This window comes from Deltaproteobacteria bacterium (assembly GCA_016210005.1).
Classification (GTDB): Bacteria; Desulfobacterota; Binatia; order HRBIN30; family JACQVA1; genus JACQVA1.
Map to the genome: position 1 here is coordinate 18,130 of JACQVA010000010.1, position 14,469 is coordinate 32,598.

Annotated in this window: 12 protein-coding genes; 8 read left to right on the top strand and 4 right to left on the bottom strand. The window is 65.4% G+C overall.

The features are described 5' to 3' along the window. Window position 1 precedes the first annotated feature (1 nt). Both HY699_01790 and HY699_01795 read right to left on the bottom strand, forming a co-directional pair. Window positions 2-802 (bottom strand): hypothetical protein, encoded by an 801-nt coding sequence (locus tag HY699_01790; protein MBI4514532.1) that lies wholly within the window; start codon window positions 800-802, stop codon window positions 2-4. A 421-nt stretch (window positions 803-1,223) separates the two neighbouring features. Continuing rightward, complete coding sequence (locus tag HY699_01795; GenBank protein ID MBI4514533.1) at window positions 1,224-2,453, bottom strand: response regulator; 1,230 nt, start codon at window positions 2,451-2,453, stop codon at window positions 1,224-1,226. A gap of 465 nt (window positions 2,454-2,918) precedes the next feature. Here HY699_01795 and HY699_01800 point away from each other — a divergent pair, with 465 nt between their 5' ends. From HY699_01800 to HY699_01830, 7 genes are all read left to right on the top strand, one after another. Next, window positions 2,919-3,128, top strand: coding sequence for a hypothetical protein (locus HY699_01800; GenBank protein MBI4514534.1), 210 nt, complete (start codon window positions 2,919-2,921; stop codon window positions 3,126-3,128). A 16-nt stretch (window positions 3,129-3,144) separates the two neighbouring features. Then, complete coding sequence (locus HY699_01805) at window positions 3,145-4,314, top strand: 2TM domain-containing protein (GenBank protein MBI4514535.1); 1,170 nt, start codon at window positions 3,145-3,147, stop codon at window positions 4,312-4,314. Window positions 4,315-4,346: 32 nt separating this feature from the next. Next, window positions 4,347-5,744, top strand: a complete 1,398-nt coding sequence (locus tag HY699_01810; protein ID MBI4514536.1) for a sigma-54-dependent Fis family transcriptional regulator — start codon at window positions 4,347-4,349, stop codon at window positions 5,742-5,744. 46 nt (window positions 5,745-5,790) lie between these two features. Then, window positions 5,791-6,519, top strand: coding sequence for a PspA/IM30 family protein (locus HY699_01815; GenBank protein ID MBI4514537.1), 729 nt, complete (start codon window positions 5,791-5,793; stop codon window positions 6,517-6,519). Window positions 6,520-6,550: 31 nt separating this feature from the next. Next, window positions 6,551-6,697 carry a hypothetical protein gene (locus HY699_01820; protein ID MBI4514538.1) on the top strand — a complete coding sequence of 49 codons (147 nt, stop codon included), beginning with the start codon at window positions 6,551-6,553 and terminating at the stop codon, window positions 6,695-6,697. An 87-nt stretch (window positions 6,698-6,784) separates the two neighbouring features. Continuing rightward, window positions 6,785-8,758: a PQQ-binding-like beta-propeller repeat protein gene (locus tag HY699_01825; GenBank protein MBI4514539.1), complete on the top strand. Its 1,974-nt coding sequence runs from the start codon at window positions 6,785-6,787 to the stop codon at window positions 8,756-8,758. Further along, on the top strand, window positions 8,755-11,226 hold the full coding sequence (locus tag HY699_01830; protein MBI4514540.1) for a hypothetical protein: 2,472 nt from the start codon (window positions 8,755-8,757) through the stop codon (window positions 11,224-11,226). The genes HY699_01825 and HY699_01830 overlap by 4 nt, the downstream gene beginning before the upstream one ends. Window positions 11,227-11,374: 148 nt before the next feature. On the opposite strand, the gene HY699_01835 is transcribed toward HY699_01830, so the two are convergent. Next, window positions 11,375-12,424: a hypothetical protein gene (locus HY699_01835; GenBank protein ID MBI4514541.1), complete on the bottom strand. Its 1,050-nt coding sequence runs from the start codon at window positions 12,422-12,424 to the stop codon at window positions 11,375-11,377. Between the two features lie 360 nt (window positions 12,425-12,784). After that, window positions 12,785-13,087, bottom strand: coding sequence for a hypothetical protein (locus HY699_01840; protein MBI4514542.1), 303 nt, complete (start codon window positions 13,085-13,087; stop codon window positions 12,785-12,787). 124 nt (window positions 13,088-13,211) lie between these two features. Between HY699_01840 and HY699_01845 the strand changes: the two genes are divergently transcribed. Then, complete coding sequence (locus HY699_01845) at window positions 13,212-14,333, top strand: hypothetical protein (protein MBI4514543.1); 1,122 nt, start codon at window positions 13,212-13,214, stop codon at window positions 14,331-14,333. Window positions 14,334-14,469: the final 136 nt, after the last annotated feature.

Here is a 14,469-nt window from a genome sequence, read left to right on the forward strand (position 1 = left end):
TCTAAGGGAAGATCACTGTCGCCGTGCGTCCGCCCTGGAACGACGGGTCATTGGCTGAGGTCATGGGCGTGGCCGGGTTACCGAAAGTGAAACGATCGATCGCCAGCCCGATCAGCGGGAACGAGGTGCCGCGCACCGTCACGTGCGCCGTGTCCGTGCCGAGCGTGGCGCGACCGAGGGTATTACTGATTTGCAGCAGCGTGCGCCGATCGAAGCACTTGAACGTGATGGCGGCAGAGAAGGACTGCTCGAACTCGTTTGTAATGGTGTACTGAACATTGGGCTGGGTCGGGATCTGATTGAGCAAGTCCTGCGTACACGGCACCAGAACCATCTCGCTCTCGGACACGCCGGCCGTCGCGCCCAGCAGCGTGAAATGGAGCTTGTCGGGGCACTGCTCGTAGTCGGCGCCGTCGAGGCTGAAGACGCTAGTGAAATCGCCGTCGCTCAGTCGGCGAAAGGCCGTGGCGCTGTAGCCAACCGTCTGGCCGTCGCTGCCAAAAATGATCGCGCGTGCTTGCAGCACGTTGTGAAATTCCACCTCCGGCCGCTGCGGCAGTACCGCACATTTCATTTCGCCTTCGCCGAAGAATGGCGGCACTCGGCTATACGTCGCGGTATCGCTGAAGCCCGTGCTCGCCAGCCACGAGGAGGGCTGGTACGGCGAAAGGCTGATGAAGAAGCCGATCTCGTTGCAGATGTCGCCCCCGGACACGTAGAAGCACTGCAAGTCGACGTACTGATTGGCCAGGTTCAAGACCTCGATGCGGGTATCGCGGCTGTTGGGTATGCTTTCAATCAAGGGGAGGACCACTAGGGCCGAGGGTAGCTTCTGCGCGGGCGGGCCGGCAAGGGCTGGCTGAGCCCACGGGCTCAACAAGGCCACGGCCAGACCAAGCGTAAAGCAACCAAACCGCCTCATACCTACCTGCCCCTCGTCCGGACCGAGAGATATCGCATCGTAAACGGCCCCGGGGCGCAAATCAACCGAAAAGCCAAAAAATTCCTCCCGAGCCGCCGGGCCAGCATGGGCGCATGGACGACGGGCGGCATTCTCTTGCTTGGCCGCCACCGCGGAGTTTGCGGGCGTGCCCGCTTGGCTCAGCTGTTTCTGTTGTCGCGGCCGATGTCGCGCCGGTGTCGAGCGGTCCGGGGAATGACAGCCACCGGGATGCTCGCCGCCGCGCTGACCGCGGCAGCACCGAAGTCCCGGCGCCCCTCGCTTACTTGAGAAAGTAGACGGCAGCGGCCGCAACCACACCGGCAGCCGCCGCCAGACCGGCGAGTAGGTACATCTGCCGCAACAAGTCGCGGGTGGACTCGATCAACGGCGTCACCACCCGCCGAGTGATGTCACCGGCGGCTTGGGTGGCGGTTTGAGTCGCCTGCCGGGCGACGGACTGGGCGGCGTGGGTGGCCGCCTCGCTGGCGGTCTTGGCCGCGGCGGCCTGCACCAGCTGCTCGAGTTCTTCTCGGTCAATCGCGTTCGACTGACCGGACGCCGCCGCCGACGCCTGGAGTTCGGCGAGTTGCTCCTGCAACTGGCTCACGCGCGTGCTCAGGTCGTCGATTTGCGCCGTGTACAACTGCTCCGCCGCCTGCTGCGCCGCCGGTACCGCGGCTTCGCTGGCAGCGGCTCGCACGGCTTGTTGGGCCGCGCTCTGGGCCGCTTCGGTGGCCGTGCTGGTGGCAACCTGGCGCGCGCGCTGCTCCAGTTCTTCGATCACCAACGGGTCGAGCGTCGCCGGCGCTTCGACCCGCGCGCGCAACTCCGCCAGCTGTTCGAAGACGTCTGTGAGCGAGTCCTGGACCTGTTTGCGAATCTGGGCGCTGAACTCGCCGAAGCGGGCGGCGTACAGCTCGCTGGCGACATCGCGCGCCGTCACCTGCCCGCGCGTGAGCAGGTCCTGCTTGAGCTGCGGTAGCTGCTCGTCGAGCAACCGGCTCACCAATGAACGCGCCACGTAGGTGGCCACCGATTCGGCGGCAGTGCGAGCCAAGCTTTCGATCGCCGCGCTCGGGATCGTATGGGCAGCATCCGGCGGCGGGGCCGCCGGCTTGATGGCAGCCACCGCACCGTCAGGAATCAGCTTCAAGCTCTGCAGCACACGGGTCAAGGAGTCGGGCTTGGCCGGCTTGGCCAGGATGCAGGCCGCTCCGTAGGACTGCGCCTGCTTGACGAACTGCTCGCCGTCCTTCGAGCTGTGGATGATCACCGGGATCGAGGCGGTGGCCGGATTGTCGGCAATGGCCTTGGTGGCATCCAGGCCATTCATGCCGGGCAGGATGTGATCCATCAGGATCAAGTCCGGCTTCTTGTTCTGCAGGTATCGCAACGCCTCTTCGGCTGATTCCGCCGTGTCCACGGCCAAGCGGTTTTGCTCCAACATCCGTCGCAGCATGATCAGCACGGACTTCGAGTCATCCACTACCAGCGCACGCTTGCTTGACATCCTAACCTCTCAGCGGCTCACAGCCGATTCTTCACCATCTTCCAGTCGCAAGGGAAGCGCCCGGGTACCGGCACCGCGCGCAGCCTCCGTTCGATCGGCAGCAGTCGAGCACGTTCTATGCCGCCATTCGAATTCGCTCCATTTGGCTCATTGGCCTCAAGAAAGCCAACCTGTGTGGCTCTTGGTGTGCCGCAGCGTCAATAAGGTGCTACGGCGGATTCCATTAAGCGGCTGGTCCTGTTCCCCGAGCGGCGATGCAGTCCGGGCACTGCGAGTCGCAGGTGCCGGGCGCAGCACCGGGCATGCGTACTGCCAGCGCCGGGTGCCGCCGGAAGCACCGCCGTTAAGGTGCGATTGTAGGTTTCTCAACTACTTAGTGGCCTCTCCCGCGCCGCGGCGGTTTCGAGTACAATCTGGCATCGTGTTTGCCCTTGCGCTCTAGCAACGGAGAGCAAAGGAGGCACGATGGGACTGGACAACGTGATAGCATTGGGCGCAGCGATACCGGCCGGGCTGTACGATGCCCCGGTGGGCTGGCTGCCACTGCTGGTGGTGGCGGCGTTCACCGTTGGCCTGGCGGCGGTCGTAATGGGCGAGCGAGCCGTTGCGATGCTGGCGCGGCCGATGCGCCGTCCGACGGCGTTGCAACGCCCGATGCTGAACGCGGTGCGCTAGCGCAGGAGCCAGCTCTATGGCGTTTCTCGGCTTGATCATCGCCGTGCTGCTGTTCTTGCATTTCAAGCGCCGGCACCGGCGATTTCGCCTGCGCTATCGCCACGATGATCTGCATCGTGCCATAGCCGGCCACGATTGGCAGGCGGAGCGCGAGCAGTGGCGCGAGCGCGTGCGCGAAGAGCGGCGGCGCTGGCGCGCAGCCGCACGCCAGTGGAAACGCGGCAACTTCACCCCGCCCAAGCCTGATCCGGAACAGGAGGCGCTGCGCCGCGCCCGGCGGCGGGCCGCGGTCGAAGCCAGCTTCTACGTCCACCTGATGTGGTACTTGGCCGTGATGGCCTTCCTGGCCTTCATCAACCTCATGACCACGGCGTACCCGTGGTTCCTGTGGCCGGCACTGGGCTGGGGCATCGGCCTGTTCTCGCACTACATGGGGGTTTTCGGCTCACGCTTCGTCAGGGAGCGCTTCTTTGATCCGGCGGTCGAGCGCGAGGTGCGGCGCGAGAAACAAGCGATGACCACCGACAAGCAGGCATCGATCGAGGAGCTGTCGGCCACCATCGCCCACGAGATCCGCAACCCGATCGCGGCGGCCAAGAGCCTGGTACAACAAATGGGCGAGGACCCGCACTCGGTGGAAAACGTCGAGTACGCCAAGGTGGCGATTGAAGAGCTCGATCGCGTCGAGCGCCGGGTCTCGCACTTGCTCAAGTACGCCAAGGAAGAAGAGTACCGCTTCGCCCACACCAACCTCGCCGGCGTGGTCGACGCCGCCCTCACCCAGCTGCGCAGCAAGCTCGACAGCGCGCAAGTGCAGGTGGCGCGTAATTACATCGCCGGTCCGACGGTCTGGGCCGACGCCGAAAAGCTCCAGCAGGTCTTCGGCAATATCATCGACAACGCCATCGATGCGCTGGCGCCCGTGGCCGAAGGACGCCGCCTCGACCTCTTCATCGAGAACGGCACGCCCAAGACCGCCACCGTCCGCATCCGCGACAACGGTTGCGGTATCCCCGAGGCGAAACTGGCGAAGATCTTCAACCCGTTCTTCACCACCAAGGAGAAAGGCACCGGGCTGGGTATGGCCATCGCCAAGAAGATCGTCGATGCCCATCAGGGCCACATCGGCGCCGACAGCGTGGAAGGACGCGGCAGCGAGTTCAGAGTCACTCTGCCGACGCCTTAGCCGAGCCAGCGCAGCGATTACGGATCACCAACATGACAGGCCGAATCCTTATCGTCGATGATGAACGCGCCATGCAGCTGGCGCTGCGCGGCTTGCTCAGCAAGGAAGGCTACGCCGTCGAGACCGCCGGCAGCGGCGAAGAGGCGGTGCGCAAGATCGAGACCGGCGACTTCCATCTCGTCATCACCGATCTGAGCATGGATGGGATGGACGGCCTGCAAGTGCTTGAACGAGCGCGCGCCTTCGATCCGGATGTGGCGGTGGTGATGATCACCGCCTACGGCTCCGAGAAGATCGCGGTGCAGGCGATGAAGGCCGGCGCGGCGGACTACATCCCGAAACCGTTCGACAACGACGAGATCCGCGTGCTGGTGCGAAAGGTGATGGAGAACGCCTTGCTGCGGCGCGAGCACCGCCGGCTGCTGGCCCAGGTGCAAGAGCACTATGCCTTCGAGCAGATCATCGGCAAGAGCCCGGCCATGCTGCGGGTGTTCGAAACGATTCAGAAGGTGGCCGATACCGACATCACCGTGCTCATCCGCGGCGAGAGCGGCACCGGCAAGGAGCTGGTAGCCAACGCCCTCCATTTCCACAGCCCACGCCGCACCAAGGCGCTGGTCAAAGTCAACTGTGCCGCCTTCAGCCGCGAGCTGGTCGAGAGCGAGCTGTTCGGCCACGAGAAGGGGGCTTTCACCGGCGCGATCGCACGGCGCGAGGGCAAGTTCGAGGCCGCCGACGGCGGCACGCTGTTCCTCGACGAGGTCGGCGACATGCCGCTCGAAACCCAGGCCAAGCTGCTGCGCGCCATCCAGGAAAAGGAGTTCGAGCGCGTCGGCGGTAACACCGCCATCCGCGTCGACGTCCGTCTGATCGCTGCCACCAATCACGATCTCGAAGCGCTGGTGCGCGCCGGCCGCTTCCGCGAGGATCTGTACTACCGGCTCAAAGTGGTGGAGCTGGTGATCGCGCCGCTGGCCGAGCGCCGCGAGGACGTGCCCTTGCTCATCCAGCGCTTCATCACCGATGCGGCGGCACGCTTCAACCGGCCGGTGAAATCATTGAGCGCGGCCGCCCTGCGAGCGTGCCTGACCTACCCGTGGAAGGGCAACGTGCGCGAACTGAAGAGCGTGGTCGAGCAGGCGCTGCTGCTGGCCGCCGGCGACGAGATCACCGCCGCCGATCTGTTCGGCGGCACGCCCCCGAGTGCGGCCGCCGTCACTGTGGCCGCGCCCCTGCCGGCGAGCTTCCGCGACGCCAAACAACAGATAGTCCAGGACTTCGAGCGCGACTTTCTGACCCAGGCGCTGGCCCGCAACGGCGGCAACATCTCAAAGACGGCTGAGGAGATCGGCATGTACCGGCAGAACTTGCAGCAGAAGATCCGCGAACTCGGCCTCACCGTGGCCGACGACGGCGACACCCCGGCGTGACGATTGCGCGGCGGCCATCGGTGTTCTTACATAACAGGAGCGTACTATGAGATTCCTGACGCGGTTGACCAACCTGATCAGCGGGGTGCTGGGCGAATGGCTCGGTGGACGCGAGCGGCGCAATCCTGCCGCGGTCTACGAAGCCGCCATCGGCGAGCGCTCGGCGCAGTACGCCAAGCTGCGCGAGGCCGCCGCCAGCATCTTGTACCTGCGCAACAAGCTCGGCCGCCAGCTCGAAGAAGCCAGGCGCGAGCTCGCCCGCAGCGAGGGCCAGATCGAGCTGGCCCTCGATCGCGACGACGACGAGGCCGCGCTGTTTCTCATCGAGCGCAAGGAGCGCTTGACGGCTGACCTGCAGCGGATCACCAAAGAGTTGGCCGAGCTGACCACCGAAGCCGAGAGCGCCAAGCGCAATCTCGTGGCCTTCCATAGCGACATCCAGAGCCTGCGCGAAGAGAAGACCCGCATGCTGGCGCGACTCGCCAACGCCCAGGCCCGGCTGCGTTTGCAGCGCGCCCTCAACGGCGTGGCCGGCCTGACCCCCGACGCCGACATCCAGGCACTGGAAGCCGTGCGCGAGTACATCGAGCGCACCATCGGCGCGATCACCGGCGCTGACGCTAGCGGCGACGGCGGGCTCGATGCCCGCCTCGATCAGATCCGCAGCGAGCAAGCGCTGCACGCGGCGCGGGCGCAGCTCGAGGAGCGCAAACGCAGCCGCCGCCGGTTGCTGCCGCTGATCCTGCCCAAAGGCGCCAGCGTGGTCGCCGGTTGAGCTGGCAGGCAAACAGCAATAGGAGGAGCGTATGTTCATGTTTGGTTTCGTCTGTGGCGTCGCCGCGGCCACCTGGTTCATCCTCTACCGCAACGGCGACCTGCTGCTTCGTCTCGGCGGCCAAATCCGCGACGTCGCCCGCCGCTATCGCGAATGGGAGGAGTCGGGCCGGTTCTAGCAGCGCTTGACTGCGCCTCCCGCTTTCGACTACAGGGCACGTCGCGTTTGGCGGCACAATAACGCTGATCGGCGGCGCAACCGATCGGTGGAGGGGAGGCAAGCGCTGGGACGGTTACTGAGATACTACGGCTCGCTGCTGGCGGTGGTCGCCGTCCCGGCCGCTTCCGGCTGCGGCGGTAGTACGCCGCCCGCGAACACGCCGACCGTCACGCCTAGCCTGACCGCCAGCGCCACGCTCACCTATACGCCAACCGCCACCGCGACGGCGACCGCAACCGCTACCCCCACCGCTTCGCCGACAGCGACCGAAATCGCGCCGGTCGAGTGGGCGACTTATGGCCAGAACCAGCTGCGAACTTTCTTCAACGCCGCCGAGCGGCGCATCACCAAGGCCAACGTCGCCACCATGCGGCCGAAGTGGCAGTACTTGACCGGCGCCATCATCACCGCGTCGCCCACGGTCGCTTACGTCGACGTGCCGATCGAAGGTCGGATCAAGGTCAGCTTCGTCGCCTCGTGGGACGGTAACTTCTACGCCCTGCGGGCCGACAACGGCTCAAAGCTGTGGCATTACACGATGAAGCCGCACCCCGGCGGCTCTTTTCCCTACGCCTCCTCCGCCGAGGTCACGACCGTGGCAGGCGAGCAGCGGGTCTACGTCGGGGGCGGCATGACCGTTTACTGCTTCGCCGCCGCTACCGGCGAGCTGCGCTGGAGCTTTGACGCCGGCACTGGCTGCACCACCTGTGATCTTCACACCGAACGCAACGAAATCGAAACTTCACCGACGGTGGTGGGCGGACTCGTCTACTTCGCGATGGACGTGAATGACGCCGCCCCCGGCAAAGGCGGCATGTACGCGGTTGACGCCAACGATGGCCATCTCGTTTGGTACTTCGATGTCACTACCGGCGCCACCTGCCGCCCCTGGCCGACCGACGTGGTGTACCGCTTCGATGGCTACCACACGCAAGCGGAGCTCGGGCTGCCGGAGGACTTCTTCGCCACGCGCCCGGGCTGCGACTTCGACCGCACCGGCATCGCCTGCGGCAACACCTGGTCGTCATTCGCGGTCGATGCCGCACGCCGCCTGATCTTCACTGCCACCAGCAACTGCGATACCGACAACGACCCCGGCACGCCCGAGCCGCCGCCGCCGATGCCGCCCTACGACGAGGCGCTGGTGGCGCTCACGTTCGACGGGGTGCCGGCATGGGTGTGGCGGCCGCGTGAAGTCGACAACGCCGACCTCGCTTTCGGCGGCGTTCCCAACTTGTTCGCGGTCGAACTCGGCGGGACGACTCGGGAGGTGATCGGCATCGGCAACAAGGACGGCACCTACTACCTGCTCGATCGCGATGGCATGAACGAGCTGACCGGGCGCATCGAGCCGTACTGGCAAACGCGGGTGGTCGAGGGCGGACCGATCGGCGGCATTATCGCCAGCGCGGCCGTTGGCGACGGCAAGGTGTTCTTCAGCACCGCCATCGGCGAGTCGCTCAGCCGCCCGCAGCTACCGGCGGCGTGGGCACTTGGGTGGAGCGATGGCGCACTGGCCTGGTCGAACTCGGCGGCGCCACCGAGTTACGCCCCGACCACGGCTATCCCGGGCGTGGTATTCATGGGCGGCTTGGTCAGCAGTCTCTACGCTTACGACGCCGACACCGGCGAACAACTGCAAGCATTCTCAGTCAACAACCAGGTTGCCTCCGCCGCCACCATCGTCGAAGGCGAATTCTTCACCGGCGCCGGAGTCGGTGCCCGCACCGGCTCTCACGACAGCCTGGCTTACCAGAACTCACTCATCCCCAGCGTGGTCAGCGCATTTTGCCTGCCTGATGCCGGTGATTGCCCGAGTGCACTGTGCAACGACGGCGATCCCTGTACCTATGACTTCCATGGCGTGGGCGGATGTCAGAGTGAACCGGCGCCGGACGGCTTGCCCTGCCAAGCCGATTCGCAGCCGGGGCGTTGCGAGTCGGGAGTCTGCCGAGCGGCCGCGACTCCGACCGTAACGGCATCGGCTACACCTATTGTGACTGAGAGGAGCGTGCAATGACGACGGGCGCAAACCGCAGCAGTTGCGATCAACCACGGGTGCAGTTGGGCGGGCGGGGCAGGCACCTGAGGGCTGCAGCCCTCGCTGCCGTGCTCTGGTCAGTGCCGGCGCAACCGCTGGTGGCCAGTCAGGACGGTATCCCTGGCTACTCGGGCAAGCAGGGTGAGTCTTGCGACGACTTCTGTCACGCCGAGGGCCAGACGCCGCTGGTGCGGTTCGATGGCCCGAACGAGGTCCCGGCCGGCGCCCTGGCCAGTTTTCGCTTCGCCGTCGAATCCGACGCACCGGCACAAACTGTGGCGGGCTTGGACGTCGCCGCCAGCGCCGGCTCACTGGCGGCGGTGACGGCGGATACGCGCCTCGACGTCGACGAAATCACCCACAGCTCACCCAAGACTGCGGTCGAAGGCGAAGCCAGCTGGGAGTTCACCTGGCGCGCGCCCAGCCAGCCCGGCACGCAGACCCTCTATGGCGCCGGCCTGAGCGCCAACAGCAACGGCAGCAAGAGCGGCGACGGCACGGCTAAGACGACCAAGACGGTGACCGTCACCGCTGCCGCGCCCGTGCCGATCGCCTGTGTCGGTGACTGTAGCGCCGATGCCGAGGTAACCGTCGACGAGCTGGTCACCGGCGTCAACATCGCCCTCGGCAATGCGGCATTGGTGGCGTGCCCGATGTTCGATGCCGGCCAGGACGGCGAGGTCACGGTCGATGAGCTGGTGACCGCGGTCAATAACGCGCTCGGCGGCTGCCCCGGCCCTTATCCCATCGTGTTCAGTGGCGAAAGCAACCGGTTGAACGCCTACGACGCCGGCGCCGGCTTCGACAAGCAGACGGTGATTGAACGTCACTCCGTGGATCCCAACGGCTTCGACATCAACGGGCAGATTTGTTTCCTGCCCGACGGCTCGCACCGCTTCATTGCCGGTGAAGACACCTTCCAGCCCGAGCCGCCGCCGGCCTGGGGGCTGTTCCAACTGCAAGGGGCGGCGGTCGGCGCACTCTCGGCCACGCGCCTCGGCCGGCTGGTGCCGACGTATCAGCCGGGCTTGGAAGGCACTAACAACGAGCCCTACGGCTGCGGTTTCTTGAGCGATGGCCGCCTGGTAACCAGCGACCTCGGCAATCAGGCCAGCGGCGACGGCACCGGCCAGCTCATCATCTGGTTCCCGCCGCTGGATGCGCCCAACCCGCGCTTCTGCAAACTCGATATCGCCGTCGCCACGGCCGGCGGCGTTCTCGTTGACCAGAGCGATCGCGTGTACGTAGCCAGCGCACGGGCGGCGCCCAATACCGGTGGGCCCGGCGTTTACCGATATACCGGTCCCTTCCCAACCTCCGATGACGCGGCCGGCAACTGCGGCCAGCTCGATTCCACCGGCGCCCCGCTGGCCGATGCGGTCCAGAAGGCTCTCTTCATCGCCGCCGACGTACACATCGCGACGCCCAGCGGGGTGGCGCGCACCCGCGACGGGCATTTCTACGTCACCAGCGTCTTCAACGGCGTCATCGCCGAATACGACGGCGACGGCCACTTCCTGCGCCGTATTCTCGAACCGCCCGCAGGCTCCACGCCCCCGACATATGCCACCGGCAACCCGTTCGGCATCAACCTGAGTGCTGACGGTACGATCTATTACAGCGACATGGGCCTCACGCTCGATTCCGACGGCCCCGGCCCGGGCGCCGGCTTAGGCAGCGTGCGCCGCATCCGCTTTGTTGCCGGCGATCCGTTGGCTCCGGAGACCATCGACAGCGGCCTGAGCTATCCCGACGGCATCGGCATCCTTGAGGAGTTAGGCATCCGCGCCTTCAGCATCAAACGGCCGGGCAGCGAGTTCCGCAGCTCGGCGCTATTCGGAATGGACGTAAGCACCAACAGCCCGGAGCCGTGGTTGACGGGGCCATTGAAGCTGGTCGCCGGCTTACCCGACAGCAACGGCATCGCACCGCTGCGGCTGGCCGAAGACGTGATCATCGGCTTTCGCGTCCTCAACGGCGAATCGGTGTGCTTCAAGCTGTTGGCGGCCGGCAGCCAGGGAAGCCTCGACTGCGACGGCGGCTCGGCTCACGACGTGTTAGTCACCATCGACAGCCACGGGGAAGAGCCCGCCGATGCGCCGGTGATCCAGACCGGCTTGGGCAGCGACGGCGGTCCCGGCGCCGCCACACTGCGTGTGATGCAGGCGACCGCCCAGCAGCCGCGCGATAAGCGTCTGTCGGACTGCCCAACGGCAGACTACGGCCCGCCGCAGCCGATGGCCTACACCACGCGCGGCGCCACCGGCACGGTGATCAACGCCCGCCAAGATCCGGCGCCGAGCCTGACTACGACCGGGACCAACTTTACCTGCGACGGCTGGAGCCGGGCGGGCGGCAACCCCGTGCTGGTCAGCCCACTGGTCGCCGAAGACGCCCCGCAGATCCTGGTCGATGTCGTCAACCTGCTGGTGCTGATGGAGCAGTAAGCCGGCCGAGTGCCCCCGCCCGAGAGCCGAGCAGGCCCCAAGTTGTCCTGCGCTGATCACGGGATCAGAACAGTCCGCCGGCGCCGCTCTTGGCATTGCTCTCCCCGCACTCCAGCAAAGGTGCGGGGAGAGCCGATTGCGCCGGCCGCTACGGCTTCGGATCGGCGGTGTTCTCGATGTACACCCGCTGCAATACCGGCGCCGAGATTGCGCGCAGTTTTCGTGCGGTAGTGACGTTAGGCCCCACCAGCCGGCACTCGGTCTTGCCGACACCGGTGGCGAGTTGGCCGGCGCCAAACGGCTCGTAATCGCTGCGGCGGAAACGGCCGAGGAGGTTCTTCACCCAGCCGTAGGCTCCGCCCGTTGGCGCCAGCGAGACCTCGATGACCCCGGCCGGTGGCACCGCGTTCTGCCCCAGCGACAGATCGAGGGTCGCGCAGATGTTGATCTCGTCGAGGTCGAGCGGGCTCAGGCGGGTGCGAAACTTTCCAACCGGAGTCTCGTTGCCGTTGATGACCAGCACCTCGGCGGTGAGCGTCACGTCGGCCGTCTGGTTGATCAGCATCAGCGAGGTGATTTCCAGCCAGTCGGTGCTGCGCGGATCCTTCTTGCACTCGTAGAAGCACGAGAAGACCTCGCTTACCTCGCCGGACGACTCGGGTTTGGGCACGCCGTTGACCTCGTGCTCGACGTGGGTGAGTCGTGCCAGCGGTTGATTGCTCTGATCACACAGATCCACCTGGTTCGCCCCGTAGTACACCGATCCCAGCGGCGGGACATGTCCGACAGTGGCTTGCATGCGGGCGGGAGCGGAGCAGTTGTGCAGGACCACTGGCGTCGTGCCCGGCACGGTGATCTCGACGAAGATGTCGAAGAAGCTGTCGCCGTTCTTGGACGTTTGTCCCGGCGAGGGCATGCGCGGATCAAGGTGAACCATGATCCCGTTGCCGCAGGAGAGATCCAGTTGCACCATCTCGGTCTCGATGTAAGGCACCGGGGCCACCACCGGGTCGCCGCGCCTGATGCGGGTCGGGCCGCTGCACCGGAGCTCCATCGCGCCGCCCATATCGACCATCAACGTGGCCTTGGTAGCTGGGAGCACGTCCTCGCCGGCGGGCGGCAGGAACACATCGAACGCGGCCGCGCGGTTCGCGTACGAGAGCAAAGCGGCGGTCACGATCAACAGAAGGGCGTTCATGCGATTCTCCTTTCGTTGCGTGAGAGTGATCTCGAACACTGTGGGCGAAACCCTGCTGGCCGCGACGCCAGCCGGGGCGGCGGGCGCGCGAGACACGCCGGCGGTCGCTGCGCCGCAGCGTTCGCGCCGCTACAACTGCTGCCCCGGTCATGACGCGCGTGGGCCATTTCGGATCCAGACGGTCAGAGTCGCGTTGCCGCAACCGGATAATCGCGTGCTCGGCTCATAGCACACCCGCGACGCTCGTTTCCATGATTTTCGCGCCTTGGGGCCACAGATGCTCGATAAAGATCCGCCCAGCGGGTGACCGATTCCATACCGAATCCAGCGATAAGAATGAACGGTAGGTACGCCACAACATCATATCGAAATCGACACCCCGGCAAAGTAGACTGGTGTATGCAAGCGGCGGTAGCCCAGCGGTAGAGCGATCAAGAGAGTCACGGCGAGCAGGAGCGAGCCTGCGGCGTCGCGGGGTTGCCTGGCGCCCCTGTCACTCAGCACTCCGATACCCGCCAGGCCGACCAGTAGCGCCAGGCCCACGGTGCTGGTGTTGGCGATGATGTCGTAGGGCATCAACGCCACCAGCCGAGCAGCGGAGGTCTGGCCAAAGATCGGGCAGTGGCAGCCGTCTGTGGCGACTGCGCCCGCGTCGTCTACCATTCAGGCCGCGCTATGGGACACACAGCAGTTCTTCGAAGCTAGCGCGAGCGGTGTCGGTGCCGCTGCTGCGCCCAGCCAGGGCTCCCTCGTTGAGAACACTCCGCCGTACATCGATTCGAATCGGGTGAATCCGATCATCACGGCTGCTGGGGATCCGACCATCTCAGCCAATCGTGACGGGCTCTTCTACATGGCCGCGTTTGGCTGGGAGCTGCCCCAGGGCCAGCTCGTGTTGCTTCCACGAATCAGCCACACGGTGTCAACGAATCCGAGCGGCACAGCTTACGAATGGCTGCAACGGGCGCTGTCCCCGTCTCCGGCCGGCAGCAGCATTCTGGAGCGGCCGCAGATTGCGGTGGATCGAACGACTGGGAACAATTCTGAAAGCAAGTACCTGTGCACTACATACCGCAACGCGAACCTCCAGACAGCCATCTGGGTTGCGCAGCGTCCCGCCTCGTCACCGGACTACACGTCAAGCATCCAAGTGTCAGATGTTCGTACGTATCCTAGCCGCGTGGACGGGTGCCAGGTCGCGGTGGCGCCAGACGGCGGCGTTTACGTGGCGTGGTGGGAGGAGTTGGACCAGGGTGGGGGGTCGAAGATTAGCGTGATCAAGCTGCGTCGATCCCCCGGGGGGCTCAGCTTCGGGCCGACTGTTATTGCCAGCAACTGGTTCGTGAAGCCAAAGGATGCGAGCGCGACATCCGACTGCAGCGAGGGGTCAGGCGGGCTCGCCGATTCCGCGCCCGCGCTCAAGGGGCACATTCGGAGCTATCCCTTCCCCAGTTTGGCGGTTAGCAAGGCGACGGGCACGGTGTACATTGCGTACAACCGCCTGCCCTTGTCCGGGAGCGGGAGCCAGATCGCATTCGTGCGGTCGACTAATCAGGGAGCGACCTGGTCGAATCCTCTCGTGGTCAACGACAGTGCCGTCGGAGACAAATACATGCCGGCGGTTGCGGTCAGCGACTACAACAACTACGTGAAAGTGATCTGGTACGATCGAAGAAACGACCCCAACAACCTCAACATCGACGTCTACAGTGCCGTGTCGAGCAACAGCGGCAGCAGCTTTGGCCAAAACGTCCGGCTGACGAACGCGCCATTCGGTATTCCGCGGCTGTTTCCGCACTACGATTGCCGCACAGGCGACTTCTGGCCGCAGCCGGCCAGTTGCGACCTCGGCGACCATATCTCGACGGCTGGATTTGCCACGACCAGTGGCTTCCTCCAGTCGTGCTGATCCTGCCCGAGAAGTGTTCGCTGGACACGGTGACGTGAGATGTTAGGGTCCTTCAGCAAGCTTGGCAAAGACTTTGAAGAACTCGGCGATGTCGTCCAGGCGTGGCAGCCCGATCCAGAGAGCCTTGGTGCCTGGC

Excerpts from the sequence above, each read along its gene's own strand:
- HY699_01795 (MBI4514533.1), bottom strand. The coding sequence starts at position 2,453 with ATGTCAAGCAAGCGTGCGCTGGTAGTGGATGACTCGAAGTCCGTGCTG.
- HY699_01800 (MBI4514534.1), top strand. The coding sequence starts at position 2,919 with ATGGGACTGGACAACGTGATAGCATTGGGCGCAGCGATACCGGCCGGG.
- HY699_01805 (MBI4514535.1), top strand. The coding sequence starts at position 3,145 with ATGGCGTTTCTCGGCTTGATCATCGCCGTGCTGCTGTTCTTGCATTTC.
- HY699_01810 (MBI4514536.1), top strand. The coding sequence starts at position 4,347 with ATGACAGGCCGAATCCTTATCGTCGATGATGAACGCGCCATGCAGCTG.
- HY699_01815 (MBI4514537.1), top strand. The coding sequence starts at position 5,791 with ATGAGATTCCTGACGCGGTTGACCAACCTGATCAGCGGGGTGCTGGGC.
- HY699_01820 (MBI4514538.1), top strand. The coding sequence starts at position 6,551 with ATGTTCATGTTTGGTTTCGTCTGTGGCGTCGCCGCGGCCACCTGGTTC.
- HY699_01830 (MBI4514540.1), top strand. The coding sequence starts at position 8,755 with ATGACGACGGGCGCAAACCGCAGCAGTTGCGATCAACCACGGGTGCAG.
- HY699_01835 (MBI4514541.1), bottom strand. The coding sequence starts at position 12,424 with ATGAACGCCCTTCTGTTGATCGTGACCGCCGCTTTGCTCTCGTACGCG.
- HY699_01840 (MBI4514542.1), bottom strand. The coding sequence starts at position 13,087 with ATGGTAGACGACGCGGGCGCAGTCGCCACAGACGGCTGCCACTGCCCG.